Source organism: Streptomyces sp. NPDC058534 (genome assembly GCF_042717365.1).
Classification (GTDB): Bacteria; Actinomycetota; Actinomycetes; order Streptomycetales; family Streptomycetaceae; genus Streptomyces.
In genome coordinates this window covers 1-19,598 of the sequence record NZ_JBHXNW010000053.1, presented here as the reverse complement: position 1 = coordinate 19,598, position 19,598 = coordinate 1, and the positions used below count along the sequence as shown (strand labels likewise).

19 protein-coding genes are annotated in these 19,598 nt (G+C 72.7%); 13 read left to right on the top strand and 6 right to left on the bottom strand.

The genetic code is table 11. The features are described 5' to 3' along the window. Positions 1–316, bottom strand: a 316-nt coding sequence (locus ACFWR9_RS28275) for an ATP-binding cassette domain-containing protein (RefSeq protein ID WP_383846724.1), incomplete at its 3' end; no start/stop codon positions are given. Positions 317–613: 297 nt separating this feature from the next. Between ACFWR9_RS28275 and ACFWR9_RS28270 the strand changes: the two genes are divergently transcribed. Next, entirely contained in the window at positions 614–1,300 is a 687-nt protein-coding gene (locus ACFWR9_RS28270) for a response regulator transcription factor (RefSeq protein ID WP_376359396.1), read from the top strand. Positions 1,301–1,309: 9 nt separating this feature from the next. Next, positions 1,310–2,755 carry a sensor histidine kinase gene (locus tag ACFWR9_RS28265; protein ID WP_383846723.1) on the top strand — a complete coding sequence of 482 codons (1,446 nt, stop codon included), beginning with the start codon at positions 1,310–1,312 and terminating at the stop codon, positions 2,753–2,755. Here ACFWR9_RS28265 and ACFWR9_RS28260 read toward each other — a convergent pair. Then, positions 2,734–3,729: a TAXI family TRAP transporter solute-binding subunit gene (locus ACFWR9_RS28260; protein ID WP_383846721.1), complete on the bottom strand. Its 996-nt coding sequence runs from the start codon at positions 3,727–3,729 to the stop codon at positions 2,734–2,736. The genes ACFWR9_RS28265 and ACFWR9_RS28260 overlap by 22 nt on opposite strands. 105 nt (positions 3,730–3,834) lie before the next feature. Here ACFWR9_RS28260 and ACFWR9_RS28255 point away from each other — a divergent pair, with 105 nt between their 5' ends. After that, the gene (locus ACFWR9_RS28255; protein ID WP_383846719.1) at positions 3,835–4,287 is read left to right on the top strand and encodes a MazG nucleotide pyrophosphohydrolase domain-containing protein; all 453 of its coding nucleotides are present in this window, start codon (positions 3,835–3,837) and stop codon (positions 4,285–4,287) included. An 8-nt stretch (positions 4,288–4,295) separates the two neighbouring features. On the opposite strand, the gene ACFWR9_RS28250 is transcribed toward ACFWR9_RS28255, so the two are convergent. After that, the gene (locus ACFWR9_RS28250) at positions 4,296–5,531 is read right to left on the bottom strand and encodes a cation:proton antiporter (protein WP_383846717.1); all 1,236 of its coding nucleotides are present in this window, start codon (positions 5,529–5,531) and stop codon (positions 4,296–4,298) included. 4 nt (positions 5,532–5,535) lie between these two features. Next, complete coding sequence (locus ACFWR9_RS28245) at positions 5,536–6,021, bottom strand: cation:proton antiporter regulatory subunit (protein WP_383846716.1); 486 nt, start codon at positions 6,019–6,021, stop codon at positions 5,536–5,538. 102 nt (positions 6,022–6,123) lie between these two features. Between ACFWR9_RS28245 and ACFWR9_RS28240 the strand changes: the two genes are divergently transcribed. The 4 genes from ACFWR9_RS28240 (at position 6,124) to ACFWR9_RS28225 (ending at position 10,247) form a co-directional block, all read left to right on the top strand. Then, the gene (locus tag ACFWR9_RS28240; RefSeq protein WP_383846714.1) at positions 6,124–7,194 is read left to right on the top strand and encodes a sensor histidine kinase; all 1,071 of its coding nucleotides are present in this window, start codon (positions 6,124–6,126) and stop codon (positions 7,192–7,194) included. Beyond that, positions 7,194–7,853 (top strand): response regulator transcription factor, encoded by a 660-nt coding sequence (locus tag ACFWR9_RS28235; RefSeq protein WP_122618520.1) that lies wholly within the window; start codon positions 7,194–7,196, stop codon positions 7,851–7,853. Before ACFWR9_RS28240 ends, ACFWR9_RS28235 begins: the two co-directional genes overlap by 1 nt. 103 nt (positions 7,854–7,956) lie before the next feature. Then, positions 7,957–9,474, top strand: coding sequence for a tRNA (N6-isopentenyl adenosine(37)-C2)-methylthiotransferase MiaB (gene miaB, locus ACFWR9_RS28230; protein WP_383846711.1), 1,518 nt, complete (start codon positions 7,957–7,959; stop codon positions 9,472–9,474). Between the two features lie 50 nt (positions 9,475–9,524). After that, the gene (locus ACFWR9_RS28225) at positions 9,525–10,247 is read left to right on the top strand and encodes a class III extradiol dioxygenase subunit B-like domain-containing protein (RefSeq protein ID WP_383846709.1); all 723 of its coding nucleotides are present in this window, start codon (positions 9,525–9,527) and stop codon (positions 10,245–10,247) included. Positions 10,248–10,451: 204 nt separating this feature from the next. On the opposite strand, the gene ACFWR9_RS28220 is transcribed toward ACFWR9_RS28225, so the two are convergent. Together ACFWR9_RS28220 and ACFWR9_RS28215 are read right to left on the bottom strand one after the other, a co-directional pair. Continuing rightward, a complete protein-coding gene (locus ACFWR9_RS28220) occupies positions 10,452–10,742 on the bottom strand; it encodes an antitoxin (protein WP_383846707.1) in 291 nt (96 codons plus the stop codon). A gap of 24 nt (positions 10,743–10,766) precedes the next feature. Then, positions 10,767–11,048, bottom strand: coding sequence for a hypothetical protein (locus tag ACFWR9_RS28215; RefSeq protein ID WP_383846705.1), 282 nt, complete (start codon positions 11,046–11,048; stop codon positions 10,767–10,769). Between the two features lie 183 nt (positions 11,049–11,231). Here ACFWR9_RS28215 and miaA point away from each other — a divergent pair, with 183 nt between their 5' ends. The 6 genes from miaA to hflX all read left to right on the top strand — a co-directional run bounded on the left by miaA (position 11,232) and on the right by hflX (position 19,461). Further along, entirely contained in the window at positions 11,232–12,170 is a 939-nt protein-coding gene (miaA, locus tag ACFWR9_RS28210; protein WP_383846703.1) for a tRNA (adenosine(37)-N6)-dimethylallyltransferase MiaA, read from the top strand. 107 nt (positions 12,171–12,277) lie between these two features. Beyond that, a complete protein-coding gene (locus tag ACFWR9_RS28205; RefSeq protein ID WP_383846779.1) occupies positions 12,278–12,778 on the top strand; it encodes a hypothetical protein in 501 nt (166 codons plus the stop codon). 69 nt (positions 12,779–12,847) lie between these two features. After that, positions 12,848–13,732, top strand: coding sequence for a diaminopimelate epimerase (dapF, locus tag ACFWR9_RS28200; RefSeq protein ID WP_383846701.1), 885 nt, complete (start codon positions 12,848–12,850; stop codon positions 13,730–13,732). A 216-nt stretch (positions 13,733–13,948) separates the two neighbouring features. Next, on the top strand, positions 13,949–16,171 hold the full coding sequence (locus ACFWR9_RS28195) for a RelA/SpoT family protein (RefSeq protein ID WP_383846777.1): 2,223 nt from the start codon (positions 13,949–13,951) through the stop codon (positions 16,169–16,171). Positions 16,172–16,246: 75 nt separating this feature from the next. Next, positions 16,247–17,818, top strand: a complete 1,572-nt coding sequence (locus ACFWR9_RS28190; RefSeq protein WP_383846699.1) for a M1 family metallopeptidase — start codon at positions 16,247–16,249, stop codon at positions 17,816–17,818. A 149-nt stretch (positions 17,819–17,967) separates the two neighbouring features. Then, positions 17,968–19,461, top strand: coding sequence for a GTPase HflX (gene hflX / locus ACFWR9_RS28185; RefSeq protein WP_383846697.1), 1,494 nt, complete (start codon positions 17,968–17,970; stop codon positions 19,459–19,461). Positions 19,462–19,598 lie beyond the last annotated feature (137 nt).

Sequence of the window (19,598 nt, the reverse complement as noted above, 5' to 3'; positions counted from 1 at the left end):
CGAGGCGGCTGCCGCCCGCGCCCCCCCGGCCCCCGCCCCCCCGCCGCGGGGCCCGGACCGGGCCCGCCGCGGGCAGCGGCGCGCCGCCGACCCCCCACGACCCCGAGTCGATGGTCTCCAGACGGTTGATGGTGCGGCACAGGGTGGACTTGCCGGACCCGGAGGGTCCGATGACCACGACGACTTCGCCGCGGGTGATCGTCAGGTCGATGTCCTGGAGCACGTGCAACGCGCCGAAGTGCTTGTTGACACTCTTCAGGACGACCAGTTCGTCGGTCGCGGCCTTGTCTTCCTTGGCCACCGATACTTCGGTCATCGCTCTCGGGCTCCGTCCTCCTCGGTTTCGGAGGACAGTAGTGACCCGGGACACGCCGCGTCTCTACATCTGAGGGAGATCTGAGCATCACGATCCGATAGCAATCGGACACGAGTCGTAGCACTTGTGAGCAGGGCGCATATCGGCCGGATAACTTCGAGCGGCCGCGACCGGAAGCCCCTTGACGCGGTCCCTCTGCATCAGCGTCACTGCACAAGGCGCACACACGCGCGTGCACGCGTCTTCGCACTTTCTACGCGTCCTGAGCGTACGGCCGATGAACCGAAGGGAGCCCGGATGAGACTGCTGCTCGTCGAGGACGACAACCACGTGGCCGCCGCCCTGTCCGCGATCCTGGCACGACACGGCTTCGACGTCACCCACGCGCGCAGCGGCGAGGAGGCGCTCCAGGCGCTCGTCCCCGAGGTCGACTGCTTCGGCGTCGTCCTTCTCGACCTCGGCCTGCCCGACCAGGACGGGTACGAGGTCTGCGGCAAGATCCGCAAGCGCACCAGCACCCCGGTCATCATGGTCACCGCCCGCTCCGACGTCCGCTCCCGCATCCACGGCCTCAACCTCGGTGCCGACGACTACGTGGTCAAGCCGTACGACACCGGGGAACTGCTCGCCCGGATCCACGCCGTCAGCCGGCGCACCGCCCAGGAGGACGCCACCGGCAGCACCGAGACGGTGGTGCGCCTCGGCGCGCTGCGCATCGAGCTGCCGACCCGCCAGGTGAGCGTGGACGGAGCGGTCGTCCAGCTCACCCGCAAGGAGTTCGACCTCCTCGCCCTGCTCGCCCAGCGCCCCGGAGTGGTGTTCCGCCGCGAGCAGATCATCAGCGAGGTCTGGCGCACCAGCTGGGAGGGGACCGGCCGCACCCTGGAGGTGCACGTCGCCTCCCTGCGCGCCAAGCTGCGCATGCCCGCGCTCATCGAGACCGTCCGCGGCGTCGGCTACCGCCTCGTCGCGCCCACCGGGTAGCGGGGCCGGGTGAGCACACGCCTGCTCCCGCTGCTCATCGTCCTGCTGGCGGCCGTACTGCTCGCGCTCGGCGTGCCGCTCGGCGTGAGCGTCGCACGCGCGGAGCAGCAGAAGGTCGTCATCGACCGCATAGACGACACCGCACGCTTCGCCGCGCTCGCCCAGTTCGTCACCGAGGACGTGCCGGGCGGCTCCCGCCCGACGAGCACGGACGAACGCCTGGAGACCCTTCAGACCGAGCTGACCAGCTACTACGAGGTCTACGGCATCAAGGCGGGCGTCTTCTACCGCAACCACATCCCGATGGCCAACGCGCCGACGACCTGGTTCCTGCCCCAGACCGGCGAGGTCCGCGACTCCTTCGACGAGGCGCTGCTGAGCCGTCGCAGCCACGACCCGCGGCAGGTGTGGCCCTGGCAGGACGGACAGCTGGTGGTGGCCTCGCCCGTCATCCGGGACGGCGACGTGGTCGCGGTCGTGGTCACCGAGTCGCCGACCGACTCGATGCGTTCGAGCACCCTGCGCGGCTGGCTGGTGATCGGCGCCGGTGAGATCGCCGCGATGCTGCTCGCCGTCGGCGCCGCGCTCCGGCTGACCGGCTGGGTGCTCAAGCCGGTGCGGGTCCTCGACGCCACCACCCACGACATCGCCACCGGGCGGCTCAAGTCCCGGGTCGCGCCGGCCGGCGGGCCGCCGGAGCTTCGACGCCTCGCCGGGTCGTTCAACGAGATGGCCGACCACGTGGAGGACGTGCTGGAGCAGCAGCGCGCCTTCGTCGCCGACGCCTCACACCAGCTGCGCAACCCGCTCGCGGCCCTGCTGCTGCGTATCGAACTGCTCGCCCTGGAACTGCCGGACGGCAACGAGGAGATCGCCTCCGTCCAGGCCGAGGGCAAGCGCCTGGCCCGGGTCCTGGACGACCTGCTCGACCTGGCGCTGGCGGAGCACAGCCAGGCCGATCTGATGGTCACCGACGTCGGCACGCTGGCCGCCGAGCGGGTGGCGGCCTGGGCGCCGACGGCCGAGGCCAAGGGCGTACGGCTGCTGGGGGAGTGCCCGCCGACCACGGGCTGGGCCGACCCGGTGGCCCTCTCCAGCGCCCTGGACGCGGTCATCGACAACGCGGTGAAGTTCACGCCGTCGGACGAGACCGTCCGGATCGAGGTCGCCTCCACCGGGGACGCCGCCACCGTCGTCGTCACCGACAACGGCCCCGGGCTCACCGACGAGGAGCTCGCGCGCGTGGGCGACCGTTTCTGGCGCAGCGGCCGGCACCAGAACATCAAGGGGTCCGGGCTCGGCCTCTCCATCTGCCGGGCACTCCTCGCGGCGGGCGACGGCTCGATCTCCTTCGGCCACCACGCGCCGCACGGCCTGGAGGTCACCGTCACGGTGCCGAGAACGGGCACGGCGCCCAAGGAGCCCGAGCCGCCCTACGGCTTGACCGACCGGTAGTAGCGCCGGGCGCCCTCGTGCAGCTCCAGCGGGTCGGTGTAGATCGCGGTGCGCAGATCCACCAGCTGCGCGGAGTGGACGTGCGCCCCGATGCCGTCGCGGCTGTCCAGCACGGTCCGGGTCAGCCACTCGGTGAGCCGCGGATCGACGTCCGCGCGGGTCACCAGGAGGTTGGACACCGCCATGGTGGGCACCACGGCGCCGTTCTGGACGGTCGGGTAGGCCGACTCCGGCATGTTGGTGGTGCGGTAGTAGCGGGTCGCGCCGCCCGACTCGTGCAGCTCGGTGACGAGGTCGTCGCCGATCGGCACGAAGCGGAAGGCGGACGTCTCCGCGATCTGCCTGAGCCCGTCCGTCGGCACCCCGCCCGACCAGAAGAACGCGTCGAGCTCGTCGCCGAGCCGCCCGGGGCCGGTGTCGATCCCGTCCGCGCGGGGCGTGATGTCCGTCTCCGGATCGATGCCGACGGCCTTCAGCAGCCGGGTGGCGATCAGCCGTACGCCCGAGTTGGGCAGCCCTATCGCGACCCGCTTGCCCCGCAGGTCGGCGACCGACTGGATGTCCGAGTCGGTCGGCACCACGAGCTGCACGTAGTCGTCGTAGAGGCGGGTGACCCCCCGCAGCCCCTCGGCCCCGGGACGGCCGGCCAGCTTGTACGTCTCCACCGCGTCGGCCGCGGCGATCGTGAAGTCGGCCTTTCCGGACGCGACTCGCTCGACGTTCTCCTGCGAGCCCGCGCTGGTCATCAGCCGCACGTCCAGGTCCGGCATGTCCTTGCGCAGCTCGGAGCGCAGCAGCTCGCCGTACTTCTGGTAGACGCCCGCGCGGGTGCCCGTGCTGAACGTGATGCTCCCGCTCGGCGGCTTCTCACCCAGCGGCAGCAGCCACCACAGCAGCAGCCCGAGCACGACGGCACCGGCGACCGCGCCCTGGGCGGCCCGGCGCCTGCCGATTCGGGAGAGCGGCGTGGACATGGGGCCGATCCTGCCAGCCCTTACCGGCACTGACCAGGGCCGAGCTCACACCGCGGCCCGGAGCGCACGGGACCGTTGTCGGTGGCGGTCGCTAGAGTCCTCGGCATGAGCAACGCCTCGCCCGCCGGGAGCGGCACCTCGCCCGCCGACCTGGTCCACGCCTTCCACCTCGCCTTCGGGCTGGACGCCCGCAGCGCCCCGACCGAGGTCTCGCCCGGCCTGGCGGCGCACAGAGGCGAGCTGCTCGCCGAGGAGGCCGCCGAGGTCGCCGAGGTGTCGGTCGCGGGACCGCTCGACCGGCTCGCGCGCGAACTGGCCGACGTCGTCTACGTCGCCTACGGCACGGCCCTCGTCCACGGCATCGACCTGGACGCGGTGATCGCCGAGATCCACCGCTCCAACATGACCAAGCTCGGCCCCGACGGCAGCGTCAGCCGCCGGGCCGACGGCAAGGTCCTCAAGGGCGACCACTACGAGGCACCGGACGTGTCCGGCGTCCTGCGCCGCCAGGGGTGGACGCCGCGGACGCCGGACGTGGTGGAGACCCCGCGCGGCTGAGCCCCCCGTCAGTCGCCGACCGACGCCTCCGCCCCCGTCGTCGTCCGGGACGCCCCGTCGGGGAGGCCGCCCGGGCGGTCGGGACGGTCGGGGCGGCTGAACAGGCGCCTCGCCAGCGGCTCGGTGAAGCGGGCGGTGAGGGGGCCGAGGACGACCAGGATGAGGACGTAGGCCGTGGCCAGCGGGCCCAGGGACGGTTCGATGCCGGCCGAGACCGCGAGCCCCGCGATGACGATCGAGAACTCGCCGCGCGCCACCAGAGCTCCGCCCGTACGCCAGCGGCCCTTGACGGAGATCCCGGCGCGCCGTGCCGCCCAGTACCCGGTAGCGATCTTCGTCACCGCCGTGAGCAGCGCCAGCGCGAGGGCCGGCAGCAGGACCGGCGGGATGCTGGCCGGGTCCGTGTGCAGCCCGAAGAAGACGAAGAACACGGCGGCGAACAGGTCCCGCAGCGGGCTCAGCAGCGTGTGCGCGCCCTCCGCGACCTCGCCGGACAGCGCGATGCCCACCAGGAAGGCGCCCACCGCGGCCGACACCTGGAGCTGCTGCGCCACACCCGCGACCAGGATCGTCAGGCCGAGCACCACCAGCAGCAGCTTCTCCGGGTCGTCGCTGGAGACGAACCGCGAGATGAGCCGGCCGTAGCGCACCGCCACGAAGAGCACCAGTCCCGCCGCGGCCAGCGCGACCGCCAGCGTGATGCTGCCGGTCATCAGGCCGGCACCGGCGACCAGCGCGGTGACGATCGGCAGGTACACCGCCATCGCCAGGTCCTCCAGGACCAGCACGCTCAGGATCACCGGCGTCTCGCGGTTGCCGACCCGGCCCAGATCGCCCAGCACCTTGGCGATGACACCGGACGACGAGATCCACGTCACGCCGGCGAGCACGACGGCCGCCACCGGGCCCCAGCCCAGCAGCAGCGCGGCCACCGCACCCGGCACCGCGTTGAGCGCGCAGTCGACGAGGCCGGCCGGATAGTGGGACTTTAGGTTCGTGACCAGGTCGCCGGCCGTGTACTCCAGGCCCAGCATCAGCAGCAGGAGGATGACACCGATCTCGGCGCCGGCCGCGACGAACTCCTCGCTCGCGCCGAGCGGGAGCAGCCCGCCCTCGCCGAAGGCCAGACCGGCCAGCAGATACAGCGGGATGGGGGAGAGCCGGTAGCGCCCGGCGAACCGGCCGAGCAGCCCGAGCCCCAGGATGATGGAACCGAACTCGATCAGGAGAACCGCGGAGTGCACCGGCTCACTCCTGCCCGAGTATCGCCGCGGCGGCGTCGACGCCCTCACGGGTGCCGATGACGATCAAGGTGTCACCACCCACGAGCCGGAAGTCCGGCGCCGGCGAGGGAATCGCCTCGGCCCGCCGCAGCACCGCCACGATCGACGCGCCGGTCTCGGTCCGCATGCACGTCTCGCCCAGAAGACGCCCGTTCCAGCGCGAGGTGGCGGACACCTCGATCCGCTCGGCGACCAGACCCAGGTCCGTGGTGTAGAGCAGGTTGGCGCTGTGGTGCGAGGGCTTCAGCGCGTCTATCAGCGCGCCCGCCTCGGGGCCGGTCAGCCGCAGCGAGTGGGCGCACGAATCGGGGTCGTCGGCCCGGTAGACGTTCACCGTGCGGGCGCCGTCGCGGTGTGCCACCACCGACAGATGGCGGTGTTCCCGGGTCACCAGGTCGTACTGGACCCCGATACCCGGCAGCGGCGTCGCCCTCAGGCGTGGTGCTGACACGAGCTTTCCCCTCATTCGTCTTGCTTCCCTTGCCGCACTTCCCACACGTACGTGACGTGCTCACGGCCCCGCCATGCTGTCATCCGCACGTACGGTGGCGATATGGGTGTCGTGACGGATATACGCGGCCGGTCGCGGGCGCGGAGGCTGGCTGCGGCGGTGTCGTGCGCGGAGGCCGGAAGGAGCGGAAAGAGGACCGTGTCGCTCTTCTGGCGGATCTTCTCGCTCAACGCCGCGGGCCTGTTCGTCGCCACCGCCCTGCTCCTGGGACCGCTCACCGTCTCGACACCGGTCCTGCCCGGCGAGGCACTGATCCTGCTCGTGGGCCTCGCGGCACTGCTCGCCGGAAACGCGGTCGTCCTGCGCATCGGCCTGAACCCCCTGCACCGGCTCGGCCGGGCCATGGCCACCGCCGACCTGCTGGTGCCCGGCGCCCGCCCCGCCGTCGCCGGACCGGCCGAGGCGGCCCAGCTGATCGCCACGTACAACACGATGCTGGACCGGCTCCAGGCCGAACGAGCGGCCGGCGCCGGCCGCGCGCTCCAGGCCCAGGAACGCGAACGCCACCGTATCGCCCGCGAACTGCACGACGAGGTCGGCCAGACCCTCACCGCCGTCCTCCTCCAGCTCAAGCGGGTCGCCGACCGGGTCCCCGGCGAGCTGCGCGAGGAGGTGTCGCTGGCGCAGGAGGCTACCCGGTCCGGCCTCGACGAGATCCGCCGCATCGCCCGCCGGCTGCGCCCCGGCGTCCTGGAGGAACTCGGCCTCCCCAGCGCGCTGCGTTCACTCGCCGCCGAGTTCACCCACCACGGGCTGTCCGTCGACCACCACGTCCCCGGCGACCTGCCCCCGCTCGCCCCGGAGGCGGAACTGGTGCTCTACCGGGTCGCCCAGGAGGGCCTGACCAACACCGCCCGGCACGCCGCCGCCGACCACGCCGCGCTCAGCCTCCGTCCGCTCGCCGACTGCGTCGAACTGCTCGTCCGCGACAACGGCACCGGGCTCGGCACGGCCGCCGAGGGCGCCGGCATCCGGGGCATGCGTGAGCGGGCCCTGCTGATAGGAGCCGAGATCCACTTCGAACCCGCCCCCGGAGGGGGCACCGACGTATGCCTGCGCGTCCCCGCCCCGCCCGGGGAGCGTTCCGCAGACCGAACCGGAGACAGCCCCTGATGTCCGCACGGCCCCCGATCCGCGTCCTGCTCGCCGACGACCACACCCTCGTACGCCGCGGGGTACGCCTCATCCTGGACGGCGAACCGGACCTGACGGTGGTCGCCGAGGCCGGTGACGGCGCCGAGGCGGTCGCGGCGGCCCGGGCCACCGAGGTCGACCTGGCCGTCCTGGACGTCGCGATGCCCCGCATGACCGGCCTCCAGGCGGCCCGCGAACTCTCCCGCCGGCTGCCCGAGCTGCGCATCCTGATCCTGACCATGTACGACAACGAGCAGTACTTCTTCGAGGCCCTCAAGGCCGGCGCCTGCGGATACGTCCTCAAGTCCGTCGCCGACCGCGACCTGGTCGAGGCGTGCCGGGCCGCCGTGCGTGACGAACCGTTCATCTACCCCGGCGCCGAACGGGCCCTCGTCCGGTCCTACCTGGACCGCATGGACCGGGGCGGCGACCTGCCCGAGCGGCCCATCACGGAGCGCGAGGAGGAGATCCTCAAGCTCGTCGCCGAGGGCCACACCTCCAAGGAGATCGGCGAACTGCTCTTCATCAGCGCCAAGACCGTCGAGCGCCACCGCGCCAACCTCCTGCAGAAGCTGGGCGTCCGCGACCGCCTGGAACTGACCCGGTACGCGATCCGCGCGGGCCTGATCGAGCCTTGACCGTGGGCGCCGGCCACCGGCTGTGACCAGCCCTGACCAGCTCCGATCCGGGTTGTCCACAGGCGGCCGGGGCCATCGCCGCCGACCGCCTACCCTTATTGCCATGAGCAGCATCGACCGGAGCCAGTCAGTGGGCGGCACGCGCACCTACGAAGTACGCACCTACGGGTGCCAGATGAACGTCCACGACTCCGAGCGATTGTCCGGTCTGCTGGAGGACGCGGGCTACGTCCGCGCCGCCGAGGGCGCCGACGGCGACGCGGACGTCGTCGTCTTCAACACCTGCGCGGTACGGGAGAACGCCGACAACAAGCTGTACGGCAACCTCGGCCACCTCGCCCCGAAGAAGGCGAGCCGCCCCGGGATGCAGATCGCGGTCGGCGGCTGCCTCGCGCAGAAGGACCGCGACACCATCGTGAAGCGCGCCCCCTGGGTGGACGTCGTCTTCGGCACCCACAACATCGGCAAGCTCCCGGTGCTGCTGGAGCGCGCCCGCGTGCAGGAGGAGGCGCAGGTCGAGATCGCCGAGTCCCTGGAGGCGTTCCCGTCCACGCTGCCGACCCGGCGCGAGAGCGCCTACGCGGCCTGGGTCTCCATCTCCGTCGGCTGCAACAACACCTGTACCTTCTGCATCGTCCCGGCGCTGCGCGGCAAGGAGAAGGACCGCCGCCCCGGCGACATCCTCGCCGAGGTCGAGGCACTGGTCGCCGAGGGCGTCTCGGAGATCACCCTCCTCGGGCAGAACGTCAACGCCTACGGCTCCGACATCGGCGACCGCGAGGCGTTCAGCAAGCTGCTGCGCGCCTGCGGGAGCATCGAGGGCCTGGAGCGCGTCCGTTTCACCTCCCCGCACCCGCGCGACTTCACCGACGACGTCATCGCCGCCATGGCCGAGACGCCGAACGCCATGCCGCAGCTGCACATGCCGCTCCAGTCCGGCTCCGACCCGGTGCTGAAGGCGATGCGCCGCTCCTACCGTCAGGAGCGCTACCTGGGGATCATCGAGAAGGTGCGGGCCGCCATCCCGCACGCGGCGATCACCACCGACATCATCGTGGGCTTCCCCGGCGAGACCGAGGAGGACTTCGAGCAGACCCTGCACGTGGTGCGCGAGGCCCGGTTCGCCCAGGCCTACACCTTCCAGTACTCCAAGCGGCCCGGCACCCCGGCCGCCGAGATGGACGGCCAGATCCCCAAGGCGGTCGTCCAGGAGCGCTACGAGCGCCTCGTCGCCGTCCAGGAGGAGATCTCCTGGGAGGAGAACAAGAAGCAGGTCGGCCGCACCCTGGAGCTGATGGTCGCCGAGGGCGAGGGCCGCAAGGACGGCGCCACCCACCGGCTCTCCGGCCGCGCCCCCGACAACCGCCTGGTGCACTTCACCAAGCCCGGTCAGGAGGTCCGCCCCGGCGACGTGGTGACGGTCGAGATCACCTACGCCGCCCCGCACCACCTCCTCGCCGAGGGCGCGGTCCTGGACGTGCGCCGCACCCGCGCGGGCGACGCCTGGGAGAAGCGCAACGCGGCCGAGCAGGCCAAGCCAGCGGGCGTGCTGCTCGGCCTGCCGAAGATCGGTGTGCCCGAGCCCCAGCCGGCCGTGGCGAGCGGCTGCGGCTGCGACTGACCGCGGGGGAGTGCGACCGCGGGCGGCGGCACGGGGTTACGCTGCCGATCATGCTTGTCGCCGCCGCCGTCTGCCCCTGCCCGCCGCTCCTCGTACCGGAGGTCGCCGCGGGCGCCGCACCCGAACTGGACGCCGCGCGCGCGGCGTGCACGGACGCGCTGGGCGTCCTCGCCGCCGCCCGGCCCGACCGGCTCGTGGTCGTCGGACCCGCGGACGGTGCCGGGCCGGAGATTTACCCGCAGGGCACGCCGGGCTCGTTCCGCGGCTTCGGCGTGGACGTGGACGTGCGGCTGGGCCCGGACCCCGGCGCGGGGACGCGGCCGGCCGGGAGTGAACTGCCGTACGGCTTCGCCGTCGGGGCCTGGCTGCTCGCGCGTACCGGCTGGTCCCACGCGCCCGTCGAGGGTGTCGGAGTGGGGGAGGCCCTTCCCGCCGAGCGGTGCGCCGCCGTCGGCCGGGACCTCGCCGGGCGGGCCGGACGGATGGCGCTGCTGGTACTCGGCGACGCCAGCGCGTGCCGCACGCTCAAGGCGCCGGGCTACCTCGACGAGCGGGCGGCGCCCTTCGACGCGGAGGCGGGGCGCGCGCTGGGCGCGGCGGACGTGACCGCCCTCGCCGGGCTGGACGTCGCCCTGGCCCGTGAGCTGAAGGTGTCCGGCCGCGCTCCCTGGCAGGTCCTCGCGGGCGCGGCCGGGGGAGCGGGCCTGTCGGGCTCGCTGCTGTACGAGGACGCTCCGTACGGGGTGGGGTACGTCGCGGCCGCGTGGTCGTAGTCGTGTCGGAGCCGGAGCCGGAGCCGGAGCCGGAGCCGGAGCCGGAGCCGGAGCCGGAGCCGGAGCCGGAGCCGGAGCCGGAGCCGGAGCCGTAGTCGTAGTCGCGGGAGCGCGTCGGCGGACGGTCACGGAGCCGGTCAGCTGACGCGCTGATCCGCTCCGTGACCGTCCGCCGACGCGTGGGTGACCCGGTGGTGTGCCGGGTCAGGAGGCCGGAGGGGGCCCGGCCGGCGGCGTGCCGCCCGGAGTGCTGCCGGGCGTGCCACCTCCGCCCGTGCCCTCGTCGTCCTTGTGAGCGAGACGGTCCACGGCGCCCTTGGCCTTGCCCGTGCCGGTCTGGATCCGGTCGCTGTACTTGCCCTTGGTCTTCTGGTCGACGGTCCGCGCCACCTTGTCGAGGCCGCGATCGATCTTGCCCTCGTGCTGCTGCGCGAGGTCGGAGACCTTGCCCTTCGCCGGTCCGAGTCTGGCCTTCAAGTTGTCCATGAGACCCATGGTTCGCCTTCCCTCACGGGGCAGTCAGGTGCGGGCGCCCTTGTCGGCCTCGTTGTCGACGGCCTCCCCGGCGGACTGCTGCTTGGGGATGCCGACACCGTCCGAGTCGGCGGCCTCGGGGGCCGTGGCGGCCTCGTCGGTCTCCGCGGTGTTCCGAGGGCCGGCCTCGGCCGTCTCCGCGGCCTCCGCCGTGTTCTCCTCCGCGGCCCGCTCGGTCTCCGTGCCGTCGGCCCCCGTCTCGGCGGCCGACGTCTCCTCGGTGTTCTTCGACTTCCGATTCCGAAGAAGCCGTGCAAAAACGCCCATATCAACTCCATACGTTACTCGTGCGGGCGAAATCCCGCGGCATCCGATGCGTCCGATCGCGTGGCCGGGGCCATCGCCCCGGCCGTCCGGGGAGCGGGAACCTCGCAACGGGCAACGACCCCGGCCGCGGACCGTCACGTAACTCGTTCGAGGGCGAGGTGCGAGGTTTGCGAGACTGGTTCGGTGAGCAGCGCACCCTCCGCCCCCCGTGTCATCGCCGTAGTCGGACCCACCGCGGCCGGAAAGTCCGATCTGGGCGTCTTCCTGGCCCAGCGGCTCGGCGGCGAGGTCGTCAACGCCGACTCCATGCAGCTCTACCGTGGGATGGACATCGGCACCGCCAAACTGACACCCGGAGAACGCGACGGCGTCCCGCACCATCTCCTGGACATCTGGGACGTGACGGTCACGGCGTCCGTCGCCGAGTACCAGCGGCTGGCCCGGGAGCGGATCGACGCCCTCCTCGCCGAGGGGCGCTGGCCGATCCTCGTCGGCGGCTCCGGCCTCTACGTCCGCGGCGCCGTCGACAACCTGGAGTTCCCCGGCACCGACCCCGGGGTCAGGGCCCGGCTGGAGGAGGAACTCGCCGAGCTGGGCTCGGGGGCGCTGCACGCCCGGCTCGCCGCCGCCGACCCGGGGGCCGCGCGGGCCATCCTCCCCGGCAACGGTCGCAGGATCGTGCGCGCCCTGGAGGTGATCGAGATCACCGGCCGGCCCTTCACCGCCAATCTCCCCGGTCACGACTCCGTCTACGACACCGTCCAGATCGGCGTCGACGTGGCGCGCCCCGAACTGCACGAGCGCATCGCCCTCCGCGTCGACCGGATGTGGGAGGCGGGACTGGTCGAGGAAGTACGCGCACTCGAAGCGCGGGGGTTGCGCGAAGGGCGTACGGCGTCGCGCGCGCTCGGCTACCAGCAGGTGCTCGCGGCGCTCGCCGGTGACTGCACGCTCGACGAGGCGCGCGCGGAGACCGTCCGTGCCACCAAGCGCTTCGCGCGCCGTCAGGATTCATGGTTCAGGCGCGACCCGCGGGTGCACTGGTTGAGTGGGGGTGTGGCGGATCGCACGGAACTTCCGCGGCTCGCCCTGTCGTTGGTCGAACGACCGGTTACAGCCTGATCACGTGATGGCATCGGGACGCCCCGGCCGTCATCCCGGCCTCCGACGGCGTGCCATCATCGAGCTTCGATCGACCGAGTGAGTCCTAGTTGGGAGGGCGCGTGGCGATGGAGGCCGGCCCTCGCGACACCGCACCGAGCACCGAGCACGGCACCGTCGGCCCCGGTGGTCCGGAGCCGGACGGATCCGCCCTGAGCCCCGACGGCCCCGACGAGACTCCGCAGGGTGTGGCGGCCGACGGCCCCGAGCCCGACGAGATGTACGGGGACGAGGTCGAGGTCGAGCTGCGGCCCCAGCGGCGACTGAGGATCTGGCAGCTCGCGCCCATCGTCTGCCTGGCCGCCGTCGGCTCCCTGATGTTCGCCTTCCCGCTCGCCTTCGACTTCGGCGACAGCGGCGCCGTGATCGCCATGCTGGGGCTGCTGATCTGCTCGTGCGCGGCCGGCTGGGGCATGATGGCCGCCCGCCGGGTCGGCTACACCTGGCCCGGCCTGCCGCAGCGCGGATCCGGGCGCCGCGCCGACTGGCGGATGATCACCGTCTACGCCCTGGCGGTCGTCGCGATCGTCGTCCTGGCCGTGTGGCGGGTGGCCCGCCTGCGGGGCTGAGACCCCGCCCGTACTCTCCCCCCACGCTCCCGCCCCCGGCTCGTCGTACCCAACCCGTACGATCGAGGAATGAGCACGCGGATCGCCTTCCTCAAGGGTCACGGCACCGAGAACGACTTCGTGATCGTCCCGGACCCGGAGAACACCGTCGACCTGCCCCCCACCGCCGTCGCCGCCCTGTGCGACCGCCGCGCGGGCCTCGGCGGCGACGGACTGCTGCACGTGGTGCGGTCCGCGGCGCACCCCGACGCCCGGGGCATGGCGGCCGAGGCCGAGTGGTTCATGGACTACCGCAACGGCGACGGCTCGGTCGCGGAGATGTGCGGCAACGGCGTGCGGGTCTTCGCGCGCTACCTCCAGCGCGCCGGGCACGTCACCGAGGGAGACCTCGCCGTCGCCACGCGCGGGAGCGTGAAGACCGTGCACCTCGCCAAGAACGGTGACGTCACCGTCGGCATGGGCCGCGCGCTGCTCCCCGAGGGCGACGTCGTGGTCGGCGTCGGCGAGCGCCACTGGCCCGCGCGGAACGTGAACATGGGCAACCCGCACGCGGTCGCCTTCGTCGCCGACCTCGACCACGCGGGCGACCTGTACACCGCGCCGCCCGTCGGGCCGGCCGCCGCCTACCCGGACGGGGTCAACGTCGAGTTCGTCGTCGACCGCGGCCCCCGCCACGTCGCGATGCGCGTGCACGAGCGCGGCTCCGGGGAGACCCGCTCCTGCGGCACCGGCGCGTGCGCCGTCGCCGTCGCCACCGCGCGCAGGGACGGCGACGATCCGGCGGTCACCGGCACCCCGGCGACCTACACCGTCGACCTGCCCGGCGGCACCCTGGTGATCACCGAGCGCCCCGACGGCGAGATCGAGATGACCGGTCCGGCAGTGATCGTCGCGGAGGGGGAGTTCGACTCCGCATGGCTGGAAGGGGTACTCGCCACCACGACGACCGGGTGAACCACAGCCCGGTCCATGACACTCAGTACGAAAACGTAAACCCTCGGCTCATCGCTCGAATGGGTGATCCGTTTCACGCTCGGCGAGAGGCGGTCGGCCGCACGTGGTGGGCTCGATAGCATCAAGCACCGGCCCGGACGGGGGACCGACACCATCCCCTGAGCCGTGTCCGCCCTGGGATACCCCGTCCGCCGGTTTACGCAGCCGGAGGTGCCCATGAACGCGGAGGCCGTGAATCCAGCGAGCCCCGGCCCCGTGACGCCCGCGAGCGCCGGCCAGGTCGCGCCCGCGGGGGCCCGCAGAAAGGCCCGCCCCCGGATCGATCTGCGCCGCCTCGGCCGCGCCGCGCTGCTCGGCTCCACCGCCCGCGGCCGGCTGCCCGACGCCATCGGCCACGTCGTCGAGGCCCACCGCGCCCACCACTCCGACGCCGACCTCGACCCGCTGCGCCGCGCCTACGTGCTGGCCGAGTCCTCGCACCGCGGCCAGATGCGCAAGAGCGGCGAGCCGTACATCACCCACCCCCTCGCCGTGACCCTGATCCTCGCCGAACTCGGGGCGGAGACCACCACCCTGACCGCCTCGCTCCTGCACGACACCGTCGAGGACACCGACGTGACGCTCGATCAGGTGGGCGAGCAGTTCGGCGCCGAGGTCCGCTACCTCGTCGACGGCGTCACCAAGCTGGAGAAGGTCGACTACGGCGCCGCCGCCGAGCCCGAGACCTTCCGCAAGATGCTCCTCGCCACCGGCAACGACGTCCGCGTGATGTCGATCAAACTCGCCGACCGGCTGCACAACATGCGCACCCTCGGCGTCATGCGCCGCGAGAAACAGGAGCGCATCGCCAAGGTGACCCGCGACGTACTCATCCCGCTCGCCGAACGGCTCGGCGTCCAGGCGCTCAAGTCCGAGCTGGAGGACCTCGTCTTCGCGGTCATGCACCCCGAGGAGTACGAGCACACACGCGAGCTGGTCGACGAGAACGCCGCCCGCGCGGACGACCCGCTGGCCGAGGTCGCCGAGGACGTCCGCAAGGTGCTGCGCGAGGCCGACATCGCCGCGGAAGTCCTCATCCGGCCCCGCCACTTCGTCTCCCTGCACCGCGTCTCCCGCAAGCGCGACCCGCTCCGCGGCGCCGACTTCGGCCGCCTCCTGGTGCTCGTGCAGGACGACGCCGACTGTTACGCCGTCCTCGGCGAACTGCACACCTGTATGACGCCCGTCGTCTCGGAGTTCAAGGACTTCATCGCCGTCCCCAAGTTCAACCTGTACCAGTCGCTGCACACCGCGGTGGCCCGCGCGCAGGACCGCCAGGTCGTCGAAGTCCTCATCCGCACCCACCAGATGCACAAGGTCGCCGAGGCGGGCGTCGTCGCGCTCGGCAACCCCTACGCCGCGCCGCCGGAGGAGCAGACCGCGGGCGACGGCGAACGCGCCGACCCCACCCGGCCCGGCTGGCTCTCCAGGCTGCTCGACTGGCAGCGCGGCGCACCCGACCCCGACACCTTCTGGTCCACCCTGCGCGAGGACCTCGCCCAGGACCGCGAGATCACCGTCTTCCGCCCAGACGGCGGCACCCTCGGCCTCCCCGAGGGTGCCACCTGCGTCGACGCCGCCTACGCTCAGTACGGCGAGGACGCGCACGCCTGTATGGGCGCCCGGGTGAACGGCCGCCTGGCCACCATGAGCACGGTGCTGCGCGACGGCGACGGCGTGCAGCTCCTGATGGGCCAGGACCCCGCCTCCGAGCCCTCCAGCGACTGGCTGGAGCACGCCCACACGCCCGCCGCGCGGATCGCCATCCAGCGCCGCCTCGCCGCGCGCCCGGCACCCACGCCCACCGACACCGAGGCCGAGGCAGGGGCAGCAGCAGAGACGGGGAACCATGCCCGCCGCCGCACCGCCCCTGCCGACGACGCCCCCGCGCCCGCCCCACGACCGGCGGCCGACGCCCCGGAGGCCCGCCCCGGCTCCGGCTCCGGCTCCCCCGACGTGCTGGTCGACCCGCCGGGCGCGACCGTGCGCCTGGCCGGCTGCTGCACGCCCGTGCCGCCGGACCGGATCACCGGCTTCGCCGTCCGCGGGGGAGTGGTGACCGTGCACCGCGCGGAGTGCGCGGCGGTGGTGCGCATGAAGAGCGCCGGGCGGCCCGAGGTCGATGTGCGCTGGGGCGACAGCACCGAGTGCCGGGTCACCCTGCTCGCCGAATCGTTCGGCCGCCCGCACCTCCTGGCCGACCTCACCGAGGCCATGGCCCTCGAAGGCGCCGAGATCGTCTCGGCGACCGTAGAGCCCCCGGACCGCCAGCGGGTCCGCCACACCTACACCGTGCTGCTCCCGGACGCGGCCCGGCTGCCCGCCCTGATGCGCGCGATGCGCGACGTGGCCGGCGTGTACGACGTCAGCCGGTCCCAGCCGCAGCCCACCGGGGCCTGAGCGGGACGTACCCGTTCGGGTGCCCCGGGCGCGCGCCGTCGCCGCGGGGCACGCGCGCGCTGGTAGCCGTGAGGGATGCTGCACACCCCTCACACCTCTCACACCCCTCACGTCCCTCACACCCCTCACAGCCCTCGCATCCCTCAGCCCCCGCATCCGCGGTGCCGCGGACGCTGCCGCCGCCGGCTCAGAGCGGCGGCGCTGCTCGCCTCGGCCGTCTCCGTCTGCCTGGTCGCCGCGACCGCCCCGCCGGCCCCGCTCGGCGTCGGCGACCGCCTCTACCCGCACCTGGGAAACCCCGGCTACGACGTGGCGGCGTACGACCTCTCCTTCACCTACTCGGGCAGCAACACCAAACCGCTGAAGGCCGTCACCACCATCGACGCCCGGACCACGGCCGACCTGGACCGGGTCAACCTCGACTTCGCCCACGGCGAGGTCGCCTCCGTCGAGGTCGACGGCGAGCCCGCCGCCTTCGCCACGGCCGGGGAAGACTTGGTCGTCACGCCCGACGACGCCCTCGACGAGGGTGAGTGGACGCGGATCACCGTGCGGCACAGCAGCGATCCCGTGTACTCCGAGGACCGCCCGGGCGGCTGGGTGCGCACCGCCGACGGCCTAGCCATGGCCAACCAGGCCGACGTCGCCCACCTGGTCTTCCCCTGCAACGACCACCCCTCCGACAAGGCGCGCTTCACCTTCCGCGTCACCGCGCCCGACGGGCTCACCGCCGTCGCCAACGGACTGCCGACGGGCGTCGACCGCGCCGCCCGCTCGACCACCTGGACCTACCGGACCCAGCACCCCATGGCGACCGAGCTGGCCCAGGTGTCCATCGGCCGCTCCACGGTGCTGCACCGCACCGGCCCGCACGGTCTGCGGGTACGGGACGTCGTGCCGACCGAGCACCGCGCGGCGCTCGAACCGTGGCTGAGGAAGACGCCGGACCAGATCGCCTGGATGGAGAAGAAGGTCGGGCGCTACCCCTTCGAGACGTACGGCCTGCTCATGGCCGACGCCACCACCGGCTTCGAGCTGGAGACCCAGACGCTCGCCCTCTTCGAGCGCGAACTGTTCACGGAACCCGGCTACCCGAAGTGGTACGTCGAGTCGATCATGGTGCACGAGCTGGCCCACCAGTGGTTCGGCAACAGCGTCAGCCCGGGCACCTGGTCCGACCTGTGGCTCAACGAGGGGCACGCCACCTGGTACGAGGCGCTGTACGCGGAGGAGACCGCGGACAGGCCCGTGGCGGCGCGCATGAAGGCCGCCTACGGCGCCTCCGACGGCTGGCGCGCCAAGGGAGGGCCCCCGGCCGCCCCCAAGCCCCCCACCTCCGGCAGCAAGACCGGCATCTTCCGCGCCAACGTCTACGACGGCGCCGCGCTCGTGCTCTACGCGCTGCGCCAGGAGATCGGCCGGACCGCCTTCGAGCGCCTGGAGGCGGCCTGGGTCGACCGCCACCGGGACGCCAACGCCACCACCGCCGACTTCGTCCGGCTCGCCTCCGAGATCTCCGGCCGCGACCTGGGCGACTTCTTCCAGGGCTGGCTCTACGCCGAGAAGACCCCGCCGATGCCCGGCCACCCGGACTGGAAGCCGACGGCCGCCGGCAAGGCGCCCGCGTCCCAGAAGGCGCACGGGTAATAAGCCGGTGACGAGACGGCCCGTGCCGTGCGACCATCTTCGGGACGGCGCGGTACGGGCCGCGGGAATCTCCCCGGCGGCTCGAGCGTTGTGCAGAATGTCGCAGCCGAAGTGCCGCGCGTTCCGTTTCCCAGCTACGTAAGGATCCAATGACCTCCTCTTCTTCCCCCTCCAAGGACACCAAGCGTCTCGCGCAGACCTATCCCGAGGGCCTCCGGGCCGATGCCCTGATGGAAGAGGACGTCGCCTGGAACCACGAGATCGACCCGAAGTGGGACGGTGAGCAGTTCGACCGCTCCGACCGCGCGGCCCTGCGCCGGGTGGCGGGCCTGTCCACCGAGCTCGAGGACGTCACCGAGGTCGAGTACCGCCAGCTCCGCCTGGAGCGGGTCGTCCTCGTCGGCGTGTGGACCTCGGGCACCGTGCAGGACGCGGAGAACTCGCTCGCCGAGCTGGCCGCCCTCGCCGAGACCGCCGGCGCCCTCGTGCTCGACGGCGTCGTCCAGCGCCGCGACAAGCCCGACGCCGCGACGTACATCGGCTCGGGCAAGGCCGAGGAGCTGCGCGACGTCGTCCTCGACACGGGCGCCGACACCGTCATCTGCGACGGTGAGCTGAGCCCCGGACAGCTGATCCACCTCGAAGACGTCGTCAAGGTCAAGGTCATCGACCGTACGGCCCTGATCCTGGACATCTTCGCCCAGCACGCCAAGTCCCGGGAGGGCAAGGCGCAGGTGGCGCTCGCGCAGATGCAGTACATGCTGCCCAGGCTGCGCGGCTGGGGTCAGTCGCTGTCCCGTCAGATGGGCGGCGGCAAGGGCGGCGGCCTCGCCACCCGTGGTCCCGGTGAGACCAAGATCGAGACGGACCGGCGCCGGATCCGCGAGAAGATGGCGAAGATGCGCCGGGAGATCGCGGACATGAAGACCGGCCGCGAGATCAAGCGCCAGGAGCGCAAGCGCCACAAGGTGCCCTCCGTCGCCATCGCGGGCTACACCAACGCCGGCAAGTCCTCGCTGCTCAACCGCCTCACGGGCGCGGGCGTGCTGGTGGAGAACGCGCTGTTCGCCACCCTGGACCCGACCGTGCGCCGCGCGGAGACGCCGAGCGGCCGCCTGTACACGCTGGCCGACACCGTCGGCTTCGTCCGGCACCTGCCGCACCACCTGGTCGAGGCGTTCCGCTCCACGATGGAGGAGGTCGGCGACTCCGACCTGATCCTCCACGTGGTCGACGGTTCGCACCCGGTCCCGGAGGAGCAGCTGGCCGCCGTGCGCGAGGTGATCAGGGACGTCGGAGCCACCGACGTACCCGAGATCGTCGTGGTCAACAAGGCCGACATGGCCGACCCGCTGGTGCTCCAGCGGCTGCTGCGGGTCGAGAAGCGGGCCATCGCCGTCTCGGCACGCACCGGCCGGAACATCGACCAGCTGCTCGCCCTGATCGACAACGAGCTGCCGCGTCCCTCGGTCGAGATCGAGGCGCTCGTGCCGTACACCCACGGCAAGCTGGTCGCCCGCGCCCATGACGAGGGCGAGGTGATCTCCGAGGAGCACACCGCGGAGGGCACCCTGCTCAAGGTGCGGGTGCACGAGGAGCTGGCGGCGGAACTGACGCCGTACGCTCCGGCGCCCGCGCTCTGACCCGAGCGCCCGAGCGCCCGAGCGCCCGAGCGCCGCAAGCGCGAGAAGGGGCGCCCCCCCCCCCCCCGGCGCGGGGGGGGGGGGGGCCGGGGGGGGGGGGGCCGCGCCGCGCGCCCCGCGCCGGCCCGCGGAGCGCG

Bases quoted from the DNA above. Each gene is read 5' to 3' on its own strand.
- ACFWR9_RS28270 (WP_376359396.1), top strand. From the start codon at position 614: ATGAGACTGCTGCTCGTCGAGGACGACAACCACGTGGCCGCCGCCCTG.
- ACFWR9_RS28260 (WP_383846721.1), bottom strand. From the start codon at position 3,729: ATGTCCACGCCGCTCTCCCGAATCGGCAGGCGCCGGGCCGCCCAGGGC.
- ACFWR9_RS28255 (WP_383846719.1), top strand. From the start codon at position 3,835: ATGAGCAACGCCTCGCCCGCCGGGAGCGGCACCTCGCCCGCCGACCTG.
- ACFWR9_RS28240 (WP_383846714.1), top strand. From the start codon at position 6,124: ATGGGTGTCGTGACGGATATACGCGGCCGGTCGCGGGCGCGGAGGCTG.
- ACFWR9_RS28235 (WP_122618520.1), top strand. From the start codon at position 7,194: ATGTCCGCACGGCCCCCGATCCGCGTCCTGCTCGCCGACGACCACACC.
- miaB (WP_383846711.1), top strand. From the start codon at position 7,957: ATGAGCAGCATCGACCGGAGCCAGTCAGTGGGCGGCACGCGCACCTAC.
- ACFWR9_RS28225 (WP_383846709.1), top strand. From the start codon at position 9,525: ATGCTTGTCGCCGCCGCCGTCTGCCCCTGCCCGCCGCTCCTCGTACCG.
- ACFWR9_RS28220 (WP_383846707.1), bottom strand. From the start codon at position 10,742: ATGGGTCTCATGGACAACTTGAAGGCCAGACTCGGACCGGCGAAGGGC.
- ACFWR9_RS28215 (WP_383846705.1), bottom strand. From the start codon at position 11,048: ATGGGCGTTTTTGCACGGCTTCTTCGGAATCGGAAGTCGAAGAACACC.
- ACFWR9_RS28205 (WP_383846779.1), top strand. From the start codon at position 12,278: ATGGAGGCCGGCCCTCGCGACACCGCACCGAGCACCGAGCACGGCACC.
- dapF (WP_383846701.1), top strand. From the start codon at position 12,848: ATGAGCACGCGGATCGCCTTCCTCAAGGGTCACGGCACCGAGAACGAC.
- ACFWR9_RS28195 (WP_383846777.1), top strand. From the start codon at position 13,949: ATGAACGCGGAGGCCGTGAATCCAGCGAGCCCCGGCCCCGTGACGCCC.
- ACFWR9_RS28190 (WP_383846699.1), top strand. From the start codon at position 16,247: ATGCTGCACACCCCTCACACCTCTCACACCCCTCACGTCCCTCACACC.
- hflX (WP_383846697.1), top strand. From the start codon at position 17,968: ATGACCTCCTCTTCTTCCCCCTCCAAGGACACCAAGCGTCTCGCGCAG.